This window comes from Azospirillum picis (assembly GCF_017876115.1).
GTDB classification, from domain to species: domain Bacteria; phylum Pseudomonadota; class Alphaproteobacteria; order Azospirillales; family Azospirillaceae; genus Azospirillum; species Azospirillum picis.
In genome coordinates this window covers 84,002-105,643 of record NZ_JAGINO010000016.1, presented here as the reverse complement: position 1 = coordinate 105,643, position 21,642 = coordinate 84,002, and the positions used below count along the sequence as shown (strand labels likewise).

Genomic DNA, 21,642 nt, shown 5'->3' with positions numbered 1-21,642 from the left:
GGATGACATAACCTACGAATCAACTATTCGCTGTGACAGCAATGGGTATGACGCGCTATCTTTTCATTACTTAGGCATGAAAGTTTGTCTGAAGACAGTGAAACCCATGAGGCGACCGTCACCTCGAAGGGCATTAGTTGGCGTTGATTTGCGTCAAATCCCTCGACGAATATGGGGGAGATTGAAAGGTGGCAATCTTTTGAACGTCGGAACGTATCGGAGTATGTGGGCGCGGAAATCCTGGAGACCGATGCAAACCACTCATCCCAGTTTCCGGCAGAAATACGCTGCGGTTTCATAAGGAAACGTCACCTCGTCCTTGCCTGCCAGTTCCTGGGTGCCGGCAATGAGGCTTCGAAGCCGGTCGCCCACCCGCGCCTTCTCCTCCGGCGGCAGAGCCGCGATGAAGCTCACCGAAAGGGTCCGGTCGACGATCACCTGCTCCGCCGGTCCGGTATGGCCATGATGGAAATGGCGCTCCTGCAACGGCCCGAAGCCGTCGGCCGGAAACAGGCGCCGCCACTCGCCGCTGTAAAATCTCGGCGTCCCGTTTTCGTAGGGGGCCATGATACCGGTCAGTTCGGCGACCCAGCCGACGCGTTCATCGCGCACGTTCCAGATCAGGCCAAGCATGCCGCCCGGTTTCAGAACCCGGCGCATCTCATCCAACGCGTCACCATTGGCGAACCAGTGGAAAGACTGTGCGCACAGGACGGCGTCGACCGATCCGTCGGCCAGGGGAATGGCCGTCGCCGTTCCCGCCTTCGCCTCGACGCCGGGATTCCGCTCGACCAGTTGATCGAGCATGGCCGCCACCGGCTCCACCGCGACCACGGCGGCACCGGTCCGGACGAGGTAGGTGGTGAACTTCCCGGTGCCGGCACCCAGATCGAGGGCGGTCTTGCCTTTCCCCAGTCCGAGGTCGCCGGCAAGCCAGTCGGCGACCTCCGCCGGGTAGTCGGGACGGCCGCGGACATAGCTTGCGGCCTCGGCCGCAAATCCGTCGGCGGCGGATCGATGAATGCTCGACATCGTGGTGGTCCAATCATCCGGTTCGTCAGGCGTTCGGCGGTCACAGGAGGCCGCACCGCCATGATGCACCGGAGGACGGCCGTTTCAAGCCGCCCGCTCGGATCGTCCGTGCAGGCCATGGGAAAAGGAAAAGGGGCCGCACGTCCTGCGGCCCCTTCCCGTCTGCGTGCCCTGCCCGGCCCGATGGTCAGCCGAAGCGGCCGGTGATGTATTCGGACGTCTTTTCCTTGGTCGGGTTGGTGAAGATTTCTTCGGTGTTCCCGAACTCGATCAGTTCGCCCAGATACATGAAGGCGGTGAAGTTGGAGATGCGGGCCGCCTGCTGCATGTTGTGCGTCACGATCGCGATGCAGTAGTCGGAGCGCAGCTCGTCCACCAGCTCCTCGCACTTGGCGGTGGAGATGGGGTCGAGCGCCGAGGTCGGCTCGTCCAGCAGCAGGACCGACGGCTTCACCGCAATGGCGCGGGCGATGCACAGGCGCTGCTGCTGGCCGCCCGACAGGCTCATGCCGTTCTGGCGCAGCTTGTCCTTCACCTCGTCCCACAGGGCGGCGCGGCGCAGCGAGAATTCGATCCGCTCGTCCATGTCGGCCTTGGACAGTTTCTCGTACAGCCGCACGCCGAAGGCGATGTTGTCGTAGATCGACATCGGGAAGGGTGTCGGCTTCTGGAACACCATGCCGACGCGGGCGCGCAGCAGGTTCAGGTCCTGCTTGGGCGACAGGATGTTGGTGCCGTCCAGCATGACCTCGCCGGTCGCCACCTGCTTGGGATAGAGATCGTACATCCGGTTGAGGATGCGCAGCAGGGTCGACTTGCCGCAGCCCGACGGCCCGATGAAGGCGGTGACCTGACGGTCGTAGAGCGGCAGCGAGATGTTCTTCAGCGCCCGGTAGCCGTCATAGAAGAAGTCCAGGTTGCGGACGCTGATCTTCTCGGGCAGGCCGGCACCGGCGATCGGGCGCTCGCCGCCCGCGAAGGCGGTCGGGGGGATCATGCGGCTGCCGTGGGCGTGGCTGTTGGCGTCCATGTGGGTCATCGTCATGGTTACTTTCTCGTCGTGCCGAGACCGGCCAGCAGCCGGGCGCCGATGTTGAGGAGCAGGATGGTCACCGTGATCAGGAGCGCGCCGCCCCAGGCGAGCTGGCGCCAGTCTTCGTACGGCGACATCGCGTACTGGAAGATGACCACCGGCAGGTTTGCCATCGGCGCGTTCATGTCCGCGCTCCAGAACTGGTTGTTCAGCGCGGTGAACAGCAGCGGCGCCGTCTCGCCGCTGATGCGCGCGATGGCCAGCAGGACGCCGGTGATCATGCCGTTGCGGGCGGCGCGGAAGGCGACCATGGTGATCACCTTCCACTGGGGGGCACCCAGTGCGGCGGCCGCCTCGCGCAGGCTGTTGGGCACCAGCTTCAGCATGTCCTCGGTGGTGCGGACCACGACCGGGATGACGATGACCGCCAGCGCCATCGCGCCGGCCCAGGCCGAGAAATGGCCCATGCGGACGACCATCACCTCGTAGACGAACAGCCCGACCATGATCGACGGGGCGCTGAGCAGCACGTCGTTGATGAAGCGCACCACCTCGGCCAGCTTGGTGTTGCGTCCGAACTCGGCGAGATAGGTGCCGGCCATGACGCCGATCGGCGTTCCGACCAGGGTCGCGACGGTCGTCATGATCACGCTGCCGAAGATCGCGTTCAGCAGGCCGCCCTCCCCGCCCGGCGGCGGCGTGTTCTCGGTGAACAGGGCGATGTTGATCGACGACAGGCCGTTGTAGAGCAGGGTCCACAGGATGGCGACCAGCCAGAACAGGCCGAAGCCGGCGGCGCCCAGCGCCAGGCCCAGCGCCACCTTGTTGGTGATGCGGCGCCGGTGGTAGAGGCCGCCGACGGGTGCGGCGAGCGTGGCGGAATTGGTCATGGTCATGGCCTTACACTCCGGCCTTGCGCTGCAGGCGGAGCAGCATCAGCTTGGCGAGCGACAGGACGGCGAAGGTGATCAGGAACAGGATCAGGCCCAGCGCCACCAGCGACGAGGTGTAGACGTCGCCCACCGCCTCGGTGAACTCGTTGGCGATCGAGGCCGAGATCGTCGTGCCGGGCGCCATGATCGAGGAGCTGATGCGGTGCGCGTTGCCGATGACGAAGGTCACGGCCATCGTCTCGCCCAGCGCGCGGCCCAGCCCCAGCATCACGCCGCCCATCACGCCGGTGCGGGTGTAGGGCAGCACCACGTTCCACACCACCTCCCAGGTGGTGGCGCCCAGCCCGTAGGCCGATTCGCGCACCATCGGCGGCACCGTCTCGAAGACGTCGCGGGTGATCGAGGTGATGAAGGGCAGGACCATGATGCCGAGGATCAGGCCGGCGGTCAGGATGCCGATGCCGTAGGGCGGTCCCATGAACAGGTTGCCGAGGCCGGGGATCTGGCCCAGCGTGCTGATCAGGAAGGGCTGCACCGTCGACTGCATGAAGGGGGCGAAGACGAACAGGCCCCAGATGCCGTAGATGATGCTGGGAATGCCGGCGAGCAGCTCGATGGCGACGCCGAGCGGGCGCTTCAGCCAGGCGGGGCACATCTCGGTGATGAAGAGGGCGATGCCGAAGCTGACCGGGATGCCGACGGCCATCGCGATGATGGAGGTGACCAGCGTGCCGTAGATCGGGGCGAGCGCGCCGAAATTCTCCGACACCGGGTTCCAGACCTCGGTGGCGACGAAACCGAAGCCGAACGCACGCAAGGCCGGAAGCGCGCCGTCGATCAGTGAAACCGTGACGCCGCCCAGGATCAGCAGGACGAGCAGCGCGAATGCAAGGGTGGCGTTGCGGAAGGCCGCGTCCTGCAGGCGCTGGCGGCGGGCCCGTCGGGTGGTGGAGGCTTGTTCGGTCAAGGCTAGCGCGATCTCGGTCATGGCCGCTCCGTGAGACGAGCGGCGGGGAAGGCTACCCCCCTTCCCCGCCGGCGGATCAGGTCCCCGGATGCGGCCGCACCCGGGAACGGGGTGGCCCGATTACTTGGCGGACGCGGTCCAGACCGGCTTGCCGTCGGCCTGGATCTGCTGCGACCAGGTCTTCTGAACCATCTCGACGACCTTTTCCGGCATCGGGACGTAGTCAAGCTCGGAGGCCATCTTGCCGCCGTTCTTGTAGGCCCAGGAGAAGAACTTCAGGGCTTCGGCCGAAGCGGCGGTGTCCTGCGGGTTCTTGTACATCAGGATGAAGCTGGCGCCGGTGATCGGCCAGCTCTCGGCACCCGGCTCGTCCGTCAGGATGACGTAGTAGCCCTGGCTGTTGGCCCAGTCGGCATTGGCCGCGGCGGCCTGGAACGCCTCGATCTTCGGCGAGACGGTCTTGCCGTCCTTGTTCTGCAGGTCGAGGTAGGTGATGTTGTTCTGCTTGGCGTAGGCGTATTCGACGTAGCCGATCGAGCCATCCGTCTGCTTGACCATGTTGGCAACGCCCTCGTTGCCCTTGGCACCGATGCCGGCCGGCCACTGGACAGAGGTGTTGGCGCCGATCTGGGTCTTGAACTTAGGGCTGGTCTTCGACAGGTAGTCGGTGAACAGGAAGTTCGTGCCCGACCCGTCGGAGCGGTAGACCGGGGCGATGGCGGTGTTCGGCAGGTTGACGTTCTGGTTCAGCGCCTTGATCTGCGGGTCGTTCCACTTGGTGACCTCGCCCATGTAGATGTTGGCGAGAACCGTGCCCGACAGCTTGACCTCGCCCGGCTTGATGCCCTTCAGGTTCACCACCGGGACGACGCCGCCCATGATCATTGGGAACTGGATCAGGCCGGCCTGCTCCAGCTCCTCCGGCTTCAGCGGCATGTCCGACGCGCCGAAGGTCACGGTCTTGGCCTTGATCTGCTTGATGCCGCCGCCCGAACCGATCGACTGGTAGTTCAGGCCGATGCCGGTCTCCTTCTTGTAGGCGTCGGCCCACTTGGCATAGATCGGGTAGGGGAAGGTGGCGCCGGCGCCGGAGATGTCGGCGGCCGAGGCGACCGACACCGAGGCGACCGACACGGACAGGACGGCCAGGGCACCGAAGGCGGCGCAGCGAGCGAACGCCGAAGTCATCGTTTTCACGGCAAGAAACTCCCGATAGGTTTGGACGTTGTCGTCGGGTTTGATGAGTGCCCGGCCTGGGCCGGACGGCGCGACCCGCCTTCTCCGTCGCGGTGACCATAGCCACCGCCGGTGACGGGTTTGTTTTGTTTACGTGTCAGTTTTATGAAACCGACCCACCCTGCTCACGCCTGCACGCTCAGCGTGCAGCACGGATTTCCTGAAGGAAGAGATTGACCGCCGACCCGAGGCTGGTCGCCTCGTGAGACAGGCCTTCGGCGACCTGCAGCACGTCCCCGGCCTGGGCTCGCACCTTGGCCGCGGCCTCCGACAGGCCGGCGACATGGTCCGACGCCGCCTGCGTTCCGACCGCGACCCGGTGCGTGCTGTCGACGATGCTCGACGTGATGGTCGCCTGCTCCTCCACCGCCGCGGCAATGGCCGAGGCGTTCGATTCGATGCGCTGGACGCTGCCGGTCATGGTGGCGACGACATCGGCGGTCTGGCGGCTGGCGCTTTGCGTCGCGGCGATCTGCCGGGCGATCTCGGAGGTTGCCTGGGCGGTCTGGCCGGCCAGCGCCTTGACCTCGCCAGCCACCACGGCGAAGCCTTTTCCCGCCTCGCCGGCTCGGGCCGCCTCGATGGTGGCGTTCAGCGCCAGCAGGTTGGTCTGGCCGGCGATCTCGTCGATCAGCCCGACCACGGCCCCGATCTCGCCGGCGGTCGCCGAAAGGCCGGCCACCGTCGCCTTCACCTGTTCGGCGCCGGCCGCGGTGTCGCCGATGATGCGGGCCGACTCGCCGGTGCGGCGGCTGATCTCGGTAATGGACTGGGAAATCTCCGCCGCGGCGGTCGCCACCTGCTGGATGCCGGCCGCCATCTCGCCCGAGAGCTGCATCGCAGCGTCAGCGCGCTCGTTGGCGTTGGCCGCGATGTCGGTCAGCGACCGGGCCCGTGCCGCCATCACGCGGGCCGCCTCGGCCAGCGTCTCCACGCTGCTCAGCACGTTGCGCTCGAACTGGTCGGCGATCTCCAGCATGCTGGTGCGGCGGGCCGACGCGGCGTTGCGCCGCTCCACCTCGACCTTCTCGCGCGCCTCGTCCATCGAGCGGGCGTTGGCGATGAAGACGTCGAGGGCCGCCGCCATGTCGGTGATCTCGTCGTTGCCGACGGCCTTAAGGTCCACCGCGAGGTCTCCGGCGGCAACCCGGCGCATGGCCGCGGCCAGCGCCTCCATCCGGCCGACCACGCGGCGCCCGACATAGAGGGTGACGATCAGGCCGGCCAGCAGCACGCCGGAACTGGCCAGCAGGATCTGGACGTCGTTGGTGCGCTCGAGCGCGGCGTGGGCCGCCGCGGCGCCCTCGACGGTGGCATGCTCGGCCGACTGGACCAGTTCGTCGACCATGGCGGTCAAGGCGGCGCCGGTGCGGCGATTGCCGTCGATCAGGCTGGCGTTCTCGGCATAGGCCGCCAGCTCGCCGCCGCGCAGCGCCAGGATGCCGTCGTCGCCGAACCCTGCCGCGAGCAGCGCCGCCGCCAGGGTGGGGACCGCATCGCCGAGATCGCCACCCGCCTCGCCCAAGGTCTTGCGCATCCCCTCCGCGAGCGGGTCGAGCGTGCGGCGGAGTGCCGCCAGCCGAGCGGGGGTTTCCGCGTTGCCGGCTTCCGCCAGCTTTCCCGCCAGCAGGTTGGCATCGGCCATCAGGCCGCTCAGGATGGTGTAGCGCTGCTGCGCCGCCGGCACGACGCTGGTCGACAGGTCCTGCATGCGCGTCTCGATGGCGCCGCCGGCCTCGGCGATGCGGCTGCGCGAGTTCAGCATCAGCGGCAGCATGCGGGTGCTGGCGTCGCGGTCGAGCCGGACGATGTCGTCGACGCTGGCCGCCAGCCCGTTGGCGATCGCGCGGGCTTCCGCCTGCGGGACGGTCGGGTCGAGCTGGCGCACGCGGCGCATGTAGACGTTCTGCTCGCCATCGCCGCCATAGGCCGCAAGCTCGTTCATCGCCGCGATCACCGGGGCCGCGGCCTCGCTCCGGGCGAGCGGGCGCAGCGCCCCCTGCAGGTCGGATGCCGCCGAGTCGAAGTCGGTCGACAGCGACATCACCTTGGAACGGTCGGTCTCGAAGGCGCCGATCAACAGCGACTTGGTCAGCGCCGAGGCGGCCCCGCGCAACTGGAACAGCGGGATGACGGTCTGGCCGAGTTCACCGCCGATGGCGGCGGAGGATTGGGACGTCGCCTCGACCATGGCGGCGATGGCGTTGGCCAACTGCTCGCGCGAGGCCTGCATGTCAGGTCTCAGGGCGGCAAGCAGCCGGGCATGGATCTCGCTCAGCTCGGCCAGCCGGGCGCTGCGCCGCTCCTGAAGCGCCAGGCGGCGGCCGGTGGCCGCCCCCAGCGCGTCGACGGTGCCGAGCAGCGAGCGCGCGGTTGTCGTCAGCTCCGCGATCCGGGCGGCGCCCGCGGCTTCCGGAACGGCATAGCCGCCGGCAAGCCTGGCGAGTTGCGCGTCCAGCCCGGTGCGTTGCGCGTCGGCCTCGCCGCGAAGCCGGGCGAGATCCGCGTCGGACGAGGCCGCATCGATCAGCGGCCCGATCGCCAGCACCCGGGCGGTGGTGGTGGCCAGCCCGTGCGCGGCGCTCAGCACCGGAACCTGCGTGCCGGTGATGTCGGCGACATGGTCCTTGACCGCCCCGTAGGACATCCAGCCGACCACGGCGGCGATGCAGGGCAGGGCCGCCACGGTACCGAAGGCGATCAGCATCTTCGACTTGATGCCGGACCGCCGGCGCGGGTCGATGCGCTCTGCCATGTGGGCCACCCGTGGCTGAAGGTTCGCGGAACCGGCCTTGCGGTTCTCCGCATGCCGGCCACGCCATGGGTAGCGCCTCTGTTTGCATGAATCGGTGACGGTTCGATGAAGTTTTCGCGACGCACAATCGAAGCGATGTCGCGCGTGGCGGAGCATGGGCATCGCAGGGAGATGCGCGGCCGCTCATGGTGAATGAAATGTAAATGCAGCCGACGGCGACTTGGTCCCCGCCCCAGGGAATTTCAGCCGCGGATTGCTTGCCGTTCGGGATATTTGTGCTTCGGAAGACGGTCCGGGGCCTGCCTGGACTTCACCTTTCCTCTAAGCCGAGCGCACTATAGTCACGCGAGGCACTGCGGCACAGCCGGCCCGGGAACTGGCCGGCTGTGCCGGAAGGCTTTGAAGGCCGCTCCCGGAAAACCAGCCCCGGACCTTACGCCGGCGGCGCCGTCGCGCGGACGCTGTCGCGGTCCGCCGCCGCTTCGTGCCATGCGGCAAGCGCCGGCCGTCCGGCGCGCCAATCCTCGTGCCCGAAGCGGAAATCGAGGTAGCCAAGCGCCACCAGCACCGACAGCGTGCCGATGGTCAGGTCGCCGTCCAGGCTCGGCGCTTCGGATTCCAGCAGGTCGAGTGCACGGGCGACCGCGCGGCGCTGGCGCTCCATCCAGGTGGCGGACTTCTCCCCGTCAGGACGCTGCGCCTCCAGCCGGCGCAGGATCGCCGCGTCGCAGATGCCGTCGGCAACCGCCTGGAGGCGCAGCGCCGCCCAGCGGGCCGGGCCGGCGGGTGGCAGCAGCGGCGGCCGATCTCCCAGCGAATCGAGATACTCGACGATCACCGGGCTGTCGAACAGCGTGGTTCCCGTCTCCAGCGTCAGGGCCGGGACCTTCCCCAGGGGATTGTCCTCCGGCAGGTCGGTGTCCGCCGACCAGGGATCGGTGGGAACCCGTTCCACCAGATCCGCCAACCCACGTTCGATCACCACCATCATCACTTTGCGCACATAGGGCGAAGTGGCGCTCCAGCGCAGCTTCATCATCGGCTTTTCCTTCCTGTGGATCGCGAGTGTCGGCGGGGTTGGGTGGTCCTCACCCGCGGAAATGGTCCTTGCGGCGGCGCAGTTCGGCGAATACCTCCACCGCCGGGACGCCGGCCATCCCGACCGCCGCCTGCACGGCGGGATCGTCGGCGCGCAGGAACGGGTTGGTGCGGCGTTCCAGCCCGATCGTGGTGGGAATGGTCGGCTGGCCGCGGTCCCGCAATGCCGTGACCTCATCCATTCTCTCGCGCAGGGCGCCGTTGTCGGGGTCGACCGTCAATGCGAAACGGCCGTTGGACAGGGTGTATTCATGCCCGCAATAGATCCGCGTCGACGGCGAGAGGGCGCGCAGGTCCTGCAGGGACTGCCACATCTGGGCCGGGGTTCCCTCGAAGAGGCGGCCGCAGCCCAGCGAGAACAGGGTATCGCCGCAAAACAGCGACTCGGCTCCCTCGAACCAGAAGGCGATGTGGCCGCTGGTATGGCCGGGCACCGCCATCACGCGCGCCGTCTGTTCGCCGAACATGGTTCGGTCGCCGTCGCCGAGCGCGACGTCGAGATCGGGGATGCGGTGCGCGTCGGCCCGGGCACCGATCACCGTGGCACGATACCGCGCCTTCAGTTCCGCGGCGCCGCCGATATGGTCGTCGTGGTGGTGGGTGAGCAGGATGTGGGTCAGCGTCCAGCCGCGACGCTCCAACGCTGCCTGAACCGGGCCTGCCTCTCCCGGATCGACCACGCCGACCTTGCCGGATGCCGCGTCGCGCAGCACATAGATATAGTTGTCGGCGAAAGCCGGAACGAGAATGACCTCCACGGCAGCGGACTCCCCTGCTGTTGCGATACGAAACCCGTGTTACGCTGGGATACCATGTACACCGATATCGTCGATCTGAGGGAGTTCTACGAGTCCGGATTGGGCAGGACCGCCCAGCGGATGATCCGTCGCCGCATCCGCCAGATCTGGCCGGACCTGCGCGACCAGATCGTCCTCGGCGTCGGCTTCACCACGCCGTACCTGCGCCCCTTCATCGGCGAAGCCGACCGCGTGATGGCGGTGATGCCGGCCAGCCAGGGCGTCAGCTTCTGGCCGGTGGAAGGGCCGGGCATGGTGGCCCTCGGCGACGAGGCGGACCTTCCCTTCGGCGACAACACCATCGACCGCGTGCTGCTGGTCCATGGCCTGGAGGGCACAGAGCAGCTCCGCCCGATGATGCGGGAAATCTGGCGGGTCCTGGCCGGTGGCGGCAGGGTCCTGGCGGTGGTGCCCAACCGCCGCGGCCTGTGGGCACGCGCCGACTGGACGCCGTTCGGCCACGGCTTTCCCTATTCGGCCTCGCAACTGAAGCAGGTTCTGCGCGACACCATGTTCGTGCCGGAGCGCACCGGCCACGCCCTGTTCATCCCCCCGCTCCGCTCGCACTTCCTGCAGAAGACCGCACCGGCGTGGGAGGAGGTCGGCGGGCGCTGGTTCAAGGCGTTCGCCGGCGTGACGATGATCGAGGCATCCAAGCAGATCTTCGCCGGGGTGTCGCGCCGCGCCGCGCAGCAACCGGTCAAGCGGCGGCTGATCGTGCCGCTGCCGGGCGGTGTAGCGCCCGCCGCGCGCAGCAGCAACGCCCGCACCGGCGGCGAGCCGCCGAACACCCAGTCCTGTCCGCCGGTCTGAGCGCAGCACCGCCGGGCAAGCGGCGGCCGGTCGACGCACCCGCTTGCCCCGTACCGGCAGGCTGATACCTTGCGCGACGGACACGATCACGGGGTTGAAAGAATGACGCAGCCTGCCGTCCTGATCCTTCCGGGCTTGGGCAATTCCGGACCCGAGCACTGGCAGAGCTGGCTTCAGGACCGTCTGCCGGCACTGTCCCGCGTGCAGTTCGGGAACTGGGATGCGCCGGCCCTGGAAGACTGGTCGTCTCGTTTGGACGAGGCGGTCCGGGCGGCTCCCGGCCAGGTGGTCCTGGTCGCCCACAGCCTGGCCTGCATCCTGGTCGCGCATTGGGCCGCCACGGCGACGGATGCGACGACCGGCAAGGTTGCGGCCGCCCTCCTGGTCGCCCCGCCCGATGTCGAATCGCCCGACCACACCCCACCGGAGGTGCACGGCTTCGCCCCGGTGCCGACCGCCCCCCTGCCCTTCCCGGCCCTGGTCGTCGGCAGCCGCAACGATCCCTACTGCCCCGCGGCGCGGGCCTGCGCCTTCGCGGCGCTGTGGGGTGCCGACTTCATCGACGCCGGCGATGCCGGCCACATCAACCCCGCCAGCGGCCATGGTCCCTGGCCGATGGGCGAGGCCCTGGTGAAGGAACTGGCGGCGTCGCTCTGACGGGCCACCGGCAACATCCTCTGCTGCGGCATCCTCTCCTGGCGCATCCTCTCTTGCCGCTCCGGAGGATCGGTGCGAGAGAAGGGCCGTCGTCGCGCTCCATCGGATCGGAACCCATGGCATCGGCCCCCCTGACCGACACCTCCACCGGCACCTCCACTGGCAACTCCACTGGCACTCCCATCGTCGAGGCCGCGCCGGCCAAGCTGAATCTCTACCTTCATGTCACCGGACGGCGTGCCGACGGCTATCATGAACTCGACAGCCTCGTCGCCTTCGCCGAGTTCGGCGATACCATCACGCTTGCTCCGGGAGCGGCCCGGGTGGCGCTGCGCGGCGCCGGGCTGCCGCAGCCGGGGCCGCGACTGACGATCTCCGGCCCCTTCGGCACGGCGCTGATGGGGGAGAATCCGGCGACCAACCTCGTGATCCGTGCCGCTCATGCCCTGGCCCGGCGCCTCGGACGGGAGGCGGACGTGATGATCGCCCTGTCCAAGGCGCTGCCGGTCGCCTCCGGCATCGGCGGCGGCTCGGCGGACGCGGCGGCCTGCCTACGGGCGCTGGCGCGGCTGTGGGGGGTGCCGGCCGACGACCCGTCACTATTCGCGGTCGCCGCCGGGCTGGGCGCCGACGTGCCGGTCTGCGTCGCCGGCCGGAGCTGCTACTTCGGCGGCATCGGCGATCTCCTGGACGAGGCGCCCGAGCTGCCGGAAACCCATGTCGTGCTCGCCAATCCCGGCGTGCCGGTCCCCACGCCGGCCGTGTTCAAGGCGCGGGCGGCGAGCGGCGCCGGCTTCTCTGCCCCAGCCCGCTTCTCCAGCCGGCCGACCGACGCCGCCGGCCTCGCCGCCCGTCTCGCCGAGCGCGGCAACGACCTGACCGCCCCGGCGCTGACCGTCGCGCCGGTGATCGCCGACGTGCTGGCGGCGCTGGAGCGCAGCGCCGGCTGCCTGCTGGCCCGCCTGTCCGGCAGCGGTGCCACCGCCTTCGGGCTCTACGCAACGGCGGTGGCCGCCGAGGCCGCAGCAGCGGCCATCGCGGCGGCCGAACCGCGCTGGTGGGTCAGGGCGACGCGCCTGCGTCCCGCGCCCGCCGACGCGCCGGCGCTGCCCCGTGGCATCACACCCGATGCCACGGCAGCGCTGCCGCCGCCGGCCGCGCCCTTCCCCGATACCGGAGGATGGGGCGTGGGCTAGAGTGTGATCGTTTCAAGCGGTATCGCTTGAAACGTGAATCACACGGAAGACCAAAAACTAAGAGTCTGTCTGGTGCCTCAAAAAGCACCAGATGGACTCTAAGGCGCGGCGGGGCGGTCGCCATTCAGGCCCGCATGTAGCCCCAGCCGGCCGCCTGCGCCTCGGCGATGTCGAGCACGCCGGCGGCGACCACCGTCAGGCCGCCGGCACTGCGGCCGAGCCTGCCCAGCGTGTTGCCGCAAACCCGCAGCAGCCCATCGGTGTCGCCGTCGGGGGTGTCGAGCGCCGCCGCGACCGCGCCGGCATTGACGACGATCCGCACCTCGGCGTCCGGCCGTGCCTTCAACAGGTTGCGGGCGTTGTTGCGAGCCCGTTCCAGCGCCGCCGGGGTCGGCGCGTGGATGACCAGCCGCAGGGGCATGCGACCGGTGCCGGTATCGTCGCTCATGGCTGTCACTTTCCGCTCGCGGCGTCGTGGAAGGAAAGGTCGAACAGTCCGTCGACATTGACGGAGTCGGTGATCTGGCCCAGCGTCTGCTGGAACGCCTGCATCTGCTTGGTGGAGTCCAGGATGGCACGCGGGTCGTCGACGAAGGTCGTCGCGTCGGACGTCAGGGCCTTCAGCATCACCTCCTGTTCGACCAGCCCCTTGCCGATGGCGGCCGTCACCAGCTCCGCGGTACGCCCCGGATCGGACTTGGCGAAGGCTGTGGCGCGGATGTGCAGCTTGACCAGCTCCTGGACGGCGGCCCGGTTGTTGGCGATGGCATCCTCGGTCACCGCCAGCACCGCCCCCGGCTGCCTGGGGAACATCGTGCCGGCCTTGGCGACGATCGCCGCATCCGGCAGGCGGTCCTGCACCAGGGTCAGCGTCGGCTCCAGGATCGAAGCGCCGTCGACGGCACCCGTCAGCAGCGCCTGCTGCAGCGGCTGCTCGCCCATCCCGACGATCTCGATGTCGTCAGGGGCGATGCGGGCGATTTCCTGCATCCAGTACCGCAGCACAGTGTCGGGGACCGAGCCGGACGGCAGCGAGCCGATCTTGGCCGGCCGCCCGTTGGCGGCACGGAACGCCTTGAACCCGACGGCCGGGGCGGCGGCGCCGGTGATCGCCTTCACCAGCGGACCGCGGCCGATCAGCGCCACCTGATCGATGACGTTGGCGGCCACCACCTTCAGCTTCACCCCTTTCGAGCGCGCAATCATCGCCGGGCCGATGCCGACATAGGCGACGTCCAGCGTGCCGGAGGCCAACCCCTGGATCATCGCCGGTCCCGACTGGAAGCTGGTGGTCCGCAGGTCGAGGCCGGCATCCTTCGCCCAGCCCTCACCCATCAGCACATAGAGCTGCGTCATCGGAATGATGGGAATGTAGCCGACGCGCAGTGCGGTGGCGCCCAGGGCCGGCCGGGCCAGCGACAGAGCCACGGCTGGCGGCAGCGCCAGGGCAGCGGCGCCGGCGGCGGATGCCAGGATCTGTCGGCGGGTCAGGATGGGGCGGTGCTTCGGCGGCGTGGTCGGCGGCATGTGCGTGTCTCCCTTTGGCGCGCAGCGTAGAGCGCGCCGCCGGAAAACTCAATTCACGCGATGCGGCGCAAGCCGCGTCGAAGAACAACAATAATTTCTTGCTGGATTATTCCGCGGCCTGGATCCGGCGCACCGGACGCACCAGCCACAGGTTGAGAGCGAGGCTGACCAGCGCCGCGCCGCCGATCACCGCGGCCATCGGCATGGCGGTGCCGTCGGCCATCACGCCGACCACCCAGCCCGACAACGCGCCGCTGCTGAACTGCAGCATCCCTGCAAGTGCCGAGGCGGTGCCGGCGATCTGCGGGAAGGACTGCAAGGCCCCGGCCATGGAGTTGGCGAAGCAGAAGCCCGTCAGCGCCATGAACAGGAACAGGCAGCCGACCAGCCCCCACAAGCCGCCCCAGCCGCCGGACACGCAGGCGACCAGCAGGATGCCGCTGGCCGCCGACAGCCAGACCCCCATCCGCAGCATCACGTCCGACCCGAACCGCATCACGGCCCGGCTGTTGATGGTGTTGATGATGATCATGCCGACGATGTTGAGGCCGAAGAGGAAGCCGTAATTCTCCGGCCTCACCCCGAACAGGTCGATGTAGACGAAGGGCGAGCCGGAGATGAAGGCGAACATGCCGGCATAGATGAAGGACGACCCCACCGCATAGCCGAGATAGCGGCGATCGGTCAGCAGCGTGCGGTAGGAGCCCAGCAGCACCATCGGCCGCAGGCTTCCGCGGCGCGCCGGCGGATGGGTCTCCGGCAGCGAGGCGAGCGCCAGCAGGGCGATGAGCCCGAAGGCGGCCTGCGCCCAGAAGATCCAGCGCCAGTTCGCCCAGATCAGGATCTGGCCGCCGATCAGCGGCGCGATGATCGGTGCCGCTCCCATCACCAGCATCATCATCGACAGCACGCTGGCCGCGCGGTCGCGCTGGAACACGTCGCGGATCATCGCGCGGACCAGCACGGGACCGGCGCAGGCGCCCACCGCCTGGACGAACCGCCATGCCGCCAGATGGGTGATGTCGGTGGTCAGCGAGCAGCCGACGCAGCCGACGGCATAGAGCAGGATGCCGGTCGCCACCGGCAACCGCCGGCCGAACCGGTCGCCAAGCGCCCCCCACAGGAGCTGCCCCAGCCCGAAGCCCAGGAAGAAGGCGGACAGGGTCCATTGCACCTGATCCTGCGGCACATGCAGGTCGCGGCCGATCGCCGGCATGCCGGGCAGATACATGTCGGTCCCCATCGGGCCGAACGACATCAGCACGCCCAGCGCGGCGATGAAGAAGGGGCTTTCGGCAGGCGAACGGGAACGGACGGCGGCAAGGCGCGCGAGCATCAGGGAATCCGCATGACTGGAAATCGGGGGAACGGCCGGACAGAGTCCGCAGCCTTTAAGCTGCTCGGTCCGCCGCCTGCGGCAAAGTCACGTCTTGACATGGCTGCCCTGACCGGTGCGCGCCATGCAACAAGCCGAACAGTCCGTGACCGCGCCGTTCCGCGGCGGGCAATCCGTTGCAGCGCAACAAAATTCTGGCCCGATCGGAGCCCGCGTGCCAACAATAGGCCTGTCACGTCGGGTTCCTTCAAGGCCGGGCAACGCCATGCCGAACCAGTCACGCCGGTCGCTTCTGCTGCTCGGTGCCGCCGGTGCCACACTGACCGCCTTTCCGGCCCGCTCACGCGCAGACACGATCCGGCCGGCGCTGCTCTATGCCGCCGGCCAGAAGTTCGACAAGAGCTTCAACGAAGGCGCGTTTTCCGGCGGCGAGCGGCTGAAGGCGGCGACCGGCATCCCGGTCATGGAGTTCCTCCCCTCCAGCCCGGTGCAGTTCGAACAGGGCATGGCGGCACTTCTGCGCCGCGGCGCGACCGACATCGTGGCCATCGGCTTCTATTACGCGGCAGCCTTGGCCCGTCTGGCGCCGGCACACCCGTCGGTCCGCTTCACCCTGATCGATGCCTTGGCGGACGGGCCGAACATCCGCTCCGTCACCTTCAAGGAGCAGGAGGGATCCTTCCTGGTCGGGGTGCTGGCGGCGCTGGCGTCGAAGACCGGGACCGTCGGCTTCATCGGCGCCCTCGACATCCCGCTGATCCGCAAGTTTTCCGCCGGATTCGACCAGGGCGTCCGCCACGCCCGTCCCGATGCGAAGCTCCTGGTCAATTTCGTCGGCACCACGCCGGATGCCTTCAACGACCCGACAACCGGCGCCGAGGTGGCACGCAGCCAGTTCCAGCGCGGTGCCGATGTCGTGTTCGCCGGAGCCGGCGTGTCGAACTTCGGCATCTTCGCCGCGGCGCACGAGGCTGGACGGTTGGCCATCGGCGTCGACAGCAACCAGAACTACCTGTACCCGGGCACGATCCTGACCTCGATGCTGAAGCGTGTCGACCTCGCGGTGGAATCGAGCTTCCAGGCGGCGCGCCAGGGCGGATGGACTGCCGGCATGATGGCCCTCGGCCTGGCCGATGGCGGGATGGACTATGCGGTCGACGAGAACAACCGCGCCCTGCTGACCCCCGCCATGGTCGACGCGGCGGAGGCTGCCCGCCGCGGCATCGTCTCCGGGCGCATCCCGGTGACCGACGGGTCGTGAGGGACCGGTGACCGGGCAACCCTGCGGGCCGGCGGACGGTCCATCCCCGAGGAACCGCTCACGAACCGCAGCCGCAGGATACAGCCGCGCCCCGGCACCGCCTCAGCCTATGCCGTCGCTCCGCAAGGCTGCCAGCCGCGGGCCGCGGACAGGTCGGCGCCCTTCAGGGTGGAGAAGCTGGTCTTGATCGCCGTCAGGTCGGTGCCGTGCAGCAGCACGCCGGCCAGGCTGGCATCGCGCAGGTCGGCCCCGTTGAGGCGCGCCCTGGCGAAGCTGGTCGGCCAAAGCCGGCTGCCGTCGCCGCTGAGATCCACCTTGCGCAGCTTGGCCCGCCACAGCTTGGCGCCCGCCAGGTTCGCCCCCTCCAGGTTGCAGCCGGACAGGTCGGCGCTGGTGAAGTCCGCATCGCGCAGGTCGCTGTAGGACAGGTCTGCCATCATCAGCTTGGCGCCGGAAAAATCGGCGCCGCGCAGGCCGCAGAAGCGCATGACCGCCCCGCACAGGAGCTGGTTGGCGAAATTGTAGCCGCGCAGGTCGATGCGCTGCAGCTCGACCCGCTCGCCGCCCTTGCCCAGCTTGTCCACCCAGATCTGGTGGCCGGCGATCAGGTCCGACATCCGCGCGGCGGTGGTGGTCATGCCGGTGCCGTCGACATCGACGCCCTGGCGCTCCAGCGCGATGCGCAACTCGTCGCCGAGGCGGGCGCCGCACATCAGGACGCCGTCAAGCGTCGCCTTGCGCATGGTCGCCCCCGTCAGGTCCGCACCGATCAGGATCGCTCCGCTGAGATCGCTCCCGGTCAAATCGGCGCCCGACAGGTCGCTGCCGGAGAAGTCGCACTGCGCCATCCGGCAATCGGTGAGGATCGCCCCCGACAGGCTGCAGCCGACGAAGGTCGTGGCGCCGTCGGCGTTCCCGGCGGCGCGGAACTCCCCGGCCTCCAGCACCAGCCCGCGACGCAGGTCGGCACCCTGCAGGTTGGCGCTCTGCAGCCGGGCGCCGTCCACCCGGGCACCGCGCAGGTCGGCATGCTGCAACTGGGCGCCGGTCAGGTCGGCTCCCGCCAGATTGGCACCGTAAAGGTCGGCCTTCGACAGCATGGTGCCGACCAGCCGCGCCTTCGCGAGGCTGGCGCCGGTCAGCTTCGCCCCCGTCAGGTTGATGCGGCTGAGCCCGAGCCCGCCCAGGTCGTAGAAGCTGAGATTGGCGCGCCGCCCGCGCCCAGCCGGGTCGCGCAGGAGCCATTGCTGGTGCCGCACCAGGGCGTCGCGAACCGCGCGAAGGTAGCGTTCTTCCATCATGCGGCGCGTCTCTGCCCCGGACCGGTTGCCCCAGACTGTCAGCGCTGCGGATTTTACCGGAACGGGCCGGAATCCGGAAGCGGCCGCCCCACCGCTCCGCAAGATTCTTTTGGCAGACCGTACGTTCGGTACGCCGCGGCGGCAGCGATCCATCACAGGATCGTGATCCGCGGCGGCGGCGCCTTGGGCAAGCGCCATCGCCGACCAATATAGTCGGGTACATCACGGGACATCAGAGAGGGAGACCGACGGCATGGCCGACTCGGACAAGACGGAACAGGACTGGAAATGCTGCCTGAGCCCGACGCAGTACCGCGTGCTGCGCGAGCATGCGACCGAATATCCGGGTTCCAGCCCGCTCAACGATGAAAAGCGGCAGGGAACCTACGTGTGCGCCGGCTGCGGACAGCCGCTCTATGCCAGCGACACCAAATACGAGAGCGGGTCGGGCTGGCCCAGCTTCTGGGATCCGCTGCCCGGAGCGGTGGAAACCTCCACCGACTACAAACTGGCCTATCCGCGCACCGAGGTGCATTGCGCCCGCTGCCACGGCCATCTCGGCCATGTCTTCGACGACGGGCCGCGGCCGACCGGCAAGCGTTTCTGCATGAACGGCGTCGCCATGACCTTCGTCCCGGCGGCCGGCGAGGAAAAGACCGGCTGATCCGCTAGGACTATGACCGGGTGCGCCGTCCTGGCCATCCGGTCATGGCCTCCTCCGAAAATAGGCGCAATCCCGGGGGATTCGCCGAGAAACCGCATCCTTCCGAACACGCGCGATGGTATGATTTTCCCCATGCGGCTGGTTGCCGCGGGCTGTCGCAGCCGTCCCCCGCCCATGGCACGATGGGGACGACCGGGCGTCTGGCGCCGGCGCGGGATTGTGGGGGAGGGCGAATGGTCATTTCCGCCGAGTTCCTGGGGATGCTGCTCCTCATCACCAGCGCCGCGGCGCTCGGACTGTCGATCGTCGTCGACGTCGGCCGCGTCAGCGCCGAGAAGACGCGCGAGGCGATGAACCAGCGCCTGTATGACAAGAAGCGCAATGCACTGGCCGAATGGCGGCAGAAGACGGAACGCAAGCGCGCCGACCTGACGGCGCTGCAGGCCCGCCTGACCGAGTTCACCGGCCGGCGTCAGAAGGCGCAGACCGAACTGAGGGCGCTGGAACTCTCCAAGATCGAACTGGTCCACGAGCTGGGCGATCCGGACTCCAACGGCGACGTCTATTGGTCCCAGCTCGGGGTCGGTCCCAACTTCAACGAGCTGGACCGCAAGGACATCATCTTTTCCCGCCAGATCTGGGAATACCGGAACGTGGCGCACATCATCGCGCCCTCGGCCGACCAGGCGCACGGCGCGGTGCGTGCCAGCTTCGGCACGCGCAACGGGCTGATCTGCTCGCCGGTGGTGCCGCTGGCCCTGGCTCCCGACCCCGAAGCCGAGGCGGCAGTGGCATGATGGGGCCGGCATGACGGGGATGATGCTCTATTTCGCGTTGGGCCTGATGGTGCTGACCGTCCTGTCCAACCGCTACTGGCGCAGGCAGCTCGTGCTCACCCGCGCCGCCATGTCCAAGCTGAAGGACAAGGTGGAGGAGGTGACGGCGGACGTCGCAGAGGTCGCGGCCGACCATGGGCAACTCATCCAGGCCCAGGCGGAGCTGGAACGGCGGGTGCAGAAGGCGGAAAGCGACCTCCAGGCCGCGGTCCTGGAACTCGACCAGAAGAAGGCCGCGCCGCTCGACCGCTACTTCGTGTTCGACCGCAACGAGCCGCGCCCCGGCCGTTTCTGGGAGGTGGCGGTGCGCTACAGCCCGGGCGGCGTCAGCTTCGCCGACCAGCGCGGCTATCGCGGCTGGACGGGCATCCGCCGCTACCTGCTGACCGCCGATGGGGAGCGCGACGCGCGCGAACGGGTGTCCGCCCGCTATCCGCGCAAGGCCGGGTTCGAGATCCTGGAGGTGGCCGGGTGCCGCCTGAGCGGCCTCTCGGTCAACCGCATCGCCGAGCTCAGCACCTTCCGCATGCCGGGCCGGGCCGAGGAGAACGCCCCTGCCGGACGGCCGCAGCGCCGGGCCACCCCGGCCCGGCCGTGAGGAAAGGCGCCCCTTCCCTCCAGTGCCGAGGCGCCGGCTGACCGGCCGGGCAGCATTGGCGGCATTGCGCCCGCTTCTCGCCGTGCCGCTGCTGATGGCCTGTTCCGGCGCGGACCTGGTCGACACCCTGACTCCGCGCTCCGGCTACAGCCTGACGGCCGATCTTGCCTTCGGCGCGGATCCGCGCCTCCGGCTCGACCTCTACCGCCCCGACCGACCGCTGCCGGACGCCCCGCCGGTGGTGTTCTTCTATGGCGGCAACTGGGACTCGGGAAACAAGGGGATGTACCGGTTCGTCGCCCAGGCGCTGGCCAGCCGCGGCTATGCGGTGGCCATTCCCGACTACCGCCTCTATCCGCAGGCGCGCTATCCAGACTTCCTGCGCGACTGTGCCGCCGCAGTCGCCTGGGTGCGGCGCGACGGCGCCGCGCATGGCCTGCGGCCCGGTCCCGTCGCGGTGATGGGCCATTCGGCCGGTGCCTACAACGCGGTGATGCTGGCGGCGGATCCCCGCTGGCTGGCGGAACAGGGACTCGACCCGGCCCGCGACCTCGCCGCCGCGGTCGGACTGGCCGGCCCCTATGATTTCCTTCCCCTGCGGAGCGACATGCTGAAGGACCTGTTCGGGCCTGAGGATCGGCGCCCCGATACCCAGCCCATCCTCCATCTGGGCGAGGCCGCCCCGCCCCTGTTCCTGGCCACCGGAACAGCCGACGAAACGGTGCTGCCGCGCAACAGCCGCAACCTCGCGGCCAAGGCCCGCCGGCTGGGCGTGCCCGTGCGCGAGATGGAGTACGAGGGGCTGGGCCATGTCGGCATCCTGGCATCCTTCGCCGTCCCCCTGCGCTGGTTCTCCCCGGTGCTGGAGGACGTCGACTCCTTCCTCCGGTCACCGCCCCGGCGGCCAGAGGGCTGACCGGCGGGCCTGCCCGGGGGCACCCGGTCAATCCACGGCAGCCTGGAACATGTACCCCATGCCATGCACGGTGACGATGCGGGTGGGCTCCGCCGGGTCCGGCTCCACCACGCGGCGCAGGCGGCGGACCAGCCGGTCGATGGAACGGTCGAAGGGAACGGCGTCCCCACGCAGCGTCAGGTCCAGCAGGTCGTCGCGGCTCAGCACCCGGCCGGGATGCTCGACGAAGGCGGCCAGCAGGTCGAACTCGGCCGAGGTCAGACGCGCGTCCCCACCGCCGGGATCACGCAGCCGGCGCTTGTCGAGGTGCAGTTCCCAGCCGTCGAACCGCTTCACGCGTCCGCCGACGGGCTTCGCCGGCCCGCCCACACGGCGCAGCAGGCTGCGGGTGCGGGCCAGGATCTCGCGCGGCTCGAAGGGCTTGGTGATGTAATCGTCGGCGCCGAGTTCCAGCCCGATCAGGCGGTCCATCCGGTCCGAACGCCCGGTGATCAGGATGATGCCGATGTTGGAACTGGCGCGCAGGTCCCGCGTGACCGCCAACCCGTCCTTGCCCGGCAGCCGGATGTCGAGCAGCAGCAGGTCGATCCTGGCACGCGCCAGCAGGGCGGACAACTGGTCGCCGTCGCGGGCCAGCATCACCCGGTAGCCTTCGCCTTCCAGATAGGCCCTCAGCGTCTCGCGGGTGATGGGATCATCGTCAACCACCGCGATCGTGTGCATTGT

At 68.9% G+C, this 21,642-nt stretch carries 21 protein-coding genes; 8 read left to right on the top strand and 13 right to left on the bottom strand.

Annotated features, from left to right (window positions below; translation table 11 throughout):
* Positions 1-261: 261 nt before the first annotated feature.
* From J2850_RS20255 to gloB, 8 genes are all read right to left on the bottom strand, one after another.
* Positions 262-1,032, bottom strand: coding sequence for a class I SAM-dependent methyltransferase (locus tag J2850_RS20255; protein WP_209985378.1), 771 nt, complete (start codon positions 1,030-1,032; stop codon positions 262-264).
* A gap of 187 nt (positions 1,033-1,219) precedes the next feature.
* Entirely contained in the window at positions 1,220-2,077 is an 858-nt protein-coding gene (pstB, locus tag J2850_RS20250; RefSeq protein ID WP_281415002.1) for a phosphate ABC transporter ATP-binding protein PstB, read from the bottom strand.
* Between the two features lie 2 nt (positions 2,078-2,079).
* Complete coding sequence (gene pstA / locus J2850_RS20245; RefSeq protein ID WP_209985375.1) at positions 2,080-2,961, bottom strand: phosphate ABC transporter permease PstA; 882 nt, start codon at positions 2,959-2,961, stop codon at positions 2,080-2,082.
* Between the two features lie 4 nt (positions 2,962-2,965).
* Complete coding sequence (gene pstC / locus J2850_RS20240) at positions 2,966-3,946, bottom strand: phosphate ABC transporter permease subunit PstC (RefSeq protein ID WP_209985370.1); 981 nt, start codon at positions 3,944-3,946, stop codon at positions 2,966-2,968.
* Between the two features lie 99 nt (positions 3,947-4,045).
* The gene (gene pstS / locus J2850_RS20235) at positions 4,046-5,113 is read right to left on the bottom strand and encodes a phosphate ABC transporter substrate-binding protein PstS (RefSeq protein ID WP_209985536.1); all 1,068 of its coding nucleotides are present in this window, start codon (positions 5,111-5,113) and stop codon (positions 4,046-4,048) included.
* Positions 5,114-5,300: 187 nt separating this feature from the next.
* Positions 5,301-7,916, bottom strand: a complete 2,616-nt coding sequence (locus J2850_RS20230; protein WP_246513273.1) for a methyl-accepting chemotaxis protein — start codon at positions 7,914-7,916, stop codon at positions 5,301-5,303.
* A 433-nt stretch (positions 7,917-8,349) separates the two neighbouring features.
* Positions 8,350-8,955, bottom strand: coding sequence for a glutathione S-transferase N-terminal domain-containing protein (locus J2850_RS20225; RefSeq protein ID WP_246513271.1), 606 nt, complete (start codon positions 8,953-8,955; stop codon positions 8,350-8,352).
* Positions 8,956-9,004: 49 nt separating this feature from the next.
* A complete protein-coding gene (gene gloB, locus J2850_RS20220; RefSeq protein ID WP_209985364.1) occupies positions 9,005-9,772 on the bottom strand; it encodes a hydroxyacylglutathione hydrolase in 768 nt (255 codons plus the stop codon).
* A gap of 54 nt (positions 9,773-9,826) precedes the next feature.
* Here gloB and J2850_RS20215 point away from each other — a divergent pair, with 54 nt between their 5' ends.
* The 3 genes from J2850_RS20215 (at position 9,827) to J2850_RS20205 (ending at position 12,477) form a co-directional block, all read left to right on the top strand.
* A complete protein-coding gene (locus J2850_RS20215; protein WP_209985361.1) occupies positions 9,827-10,624 on the top strand; it encodes a class I SAM-dependent methyltransferase in 798 nt (265 codons plus the stop codon).
* 102 nt (positions 10,625-10,726) lie between these two features.
* Complete coding sequence (locus J2850_RS20210; protein WP_209985357.1) at positions 10,727-11,281, top strand: RBBP9/YdeN family alpha/beta hydrolase; 555 nt, start codon at positions 10,727-10,729, stop codon at positions 11,279-11,281.
* Between the two features lie 116 nt (positions 11,282-11,397).
* Complete coding sequence (locus tag J2850_RS20205; RefSeq protein WP_209985354.1) at positions 11,398-12,477, top strand: 4-(cytidine 5'-diphospho)-2-C-methyl-D-erythritol kinase; 1,080 nt, start codon at positions 11,398-11,400, stop codon at positions 12,475-12,477.
* A gap of 124 nt (positions 12,478-12,601) precedes the next feature.
* Here the strand turns inward: J2850_RS20205 and J2850_RS20200 are convergent, their stop codons facing one another.
* The 3 genes from J2850_RS20200 to J2850_RS20190 all read right to left on the bottom strand — a co-directional run bounded on the left by J2850_RS20200 (position 12,602) and on the right by J2850_RS20190 (position 15,340).
* A complete protein-coding gene (locus J2850_RS20200) occupies positions 12,602-12,925 on the bottom strand; it encodes a DsrE family protein (protein ID WP_209985352.1) in 324 nt (107 codons plus the stop codon).
* A gap of 5 nt (positions 12,926-12,930) precedes the next feature.
* On the bottom strand, positions 12,931-14,004 hold the full coding sequence (locus J2850_RS20195) for an ABC transporter substrate-binding protein (protein WP_209985349.1): 1,074 nt from the start codon (positions 14,002-14,004) through the stop codon (positions 12,931-12,933).
* A 106-nt stretch (positions 14,005-14,110) separates the two neighbouring features.
* A complete protein-coding gene (locus tag J2850_RS20190) occupies positions 14,111-15,340 on the bottom strand; it encodes a Bcr/CflA family multidrug efflux MFS transporter (protein ID WP_209985346.1) in 1,230 nt (409 codons plus the stop codon).
* Between the two features lie 265 nt (positions 15,341-15,605).
* On the opposite strand from J2850_RS20190, the gene J2850_RS20185 reads away from it, so the two are divergent.
* On the top strand, positions 15,606-16,601 hold the full coding sequence (locus tag J2850_RS20185) for a BMP family lipoprotein (protein ID WP_209985343.1): 996 nt from the start codon (positions 15,606-15,608) through the stop codon (positions 16,599-16,601).
* A gap of 107 nt (positions 16,602-16,708) precedes the next feature.
* Here the strand turns inward: J2850_RS20185 and J2850_RS20180 are convergent, their stop codons facing one another.
* Complete coding sequence (locus tag J2850_RS20180) at positions 16,709-17,902, bottom strand: pentapeptide repeat-containing protein (protein WP_209985339.1); 1,194 nt, start codon at positions 17,900-17,902, stop codon at positions 16,709-16,711.
* Between the two features lie 253 nt (positions 17,903-18,155).
* Between J2850_RS20180 and msrB the strand changes: the two genes are divergently transcribed.
* From msrB to J2850_RS20160, 4 genes are all read left to right on the top strand, one after another.
* On the top strand, positions 18,156-18,566 hold the full coding sequence (msrB, locus tag J2850_RS20175; protein WP_209985336.1) for a peptide-methionine (R)-S-oxide reductase MsrB: 411 nt from the start codon (positions 18,156-18,158) through the stop codon (positions 18,564-18,566).
* Positions 18,567-18,799: 233 nt separating this feature from the next.
* The gene (locus J2850_RS20170; protein ID WP_209985333.1) at positions 18,800-19,363 is read left to right on the top strand and encodes a hypothetical protein; all 564 of its coding nucleotides are present in this window, start codon (positions 18,800-18,802) and stop codon (positions 19,361-19,363) included.
* Between the two features lie 10 nt (positions 19,364-19,373).
* Positions 19,374-20,000, top strand: a complete 627-nt coding sequence (locus J2850_RS20165) for a hypothetical protein (RefSeq protein WP_209985330.1) — start codon at positions 19,374-19,376, stop codon at positions 19,998-20,000.
* Between the two features lie 22 nt (positions 20,001-20,022).
* Positions 20,023-20,916 (top strand): alpha/beta hydrolase, encoded by an 894-nt coding sequence (locus J2850_RS20160; protein WP_209985327.1) that lies wholly within the window; start codon positions 20,023-20,025, stop codon positions 20,914-20,916.
* A 27-nt stretch (positions 20,917-20,943) separates the two neighbouring features.
* Here the strand turns inward: J2850_RS20160 and J2850_RS20155 are convergent, their stop codons facing one another.
* A complete protein-coding gene (locus J2850_RS20155) occupies positions 20,944-21,639 on the bottom strand; it encodes a response regulator (RefSeq protein WP_209985324.1) in 696 nt (231 codons plus the stop codon).
* Between the last annotated feature and the right edge of the window lie 3 nt (positions 21,640-21,642).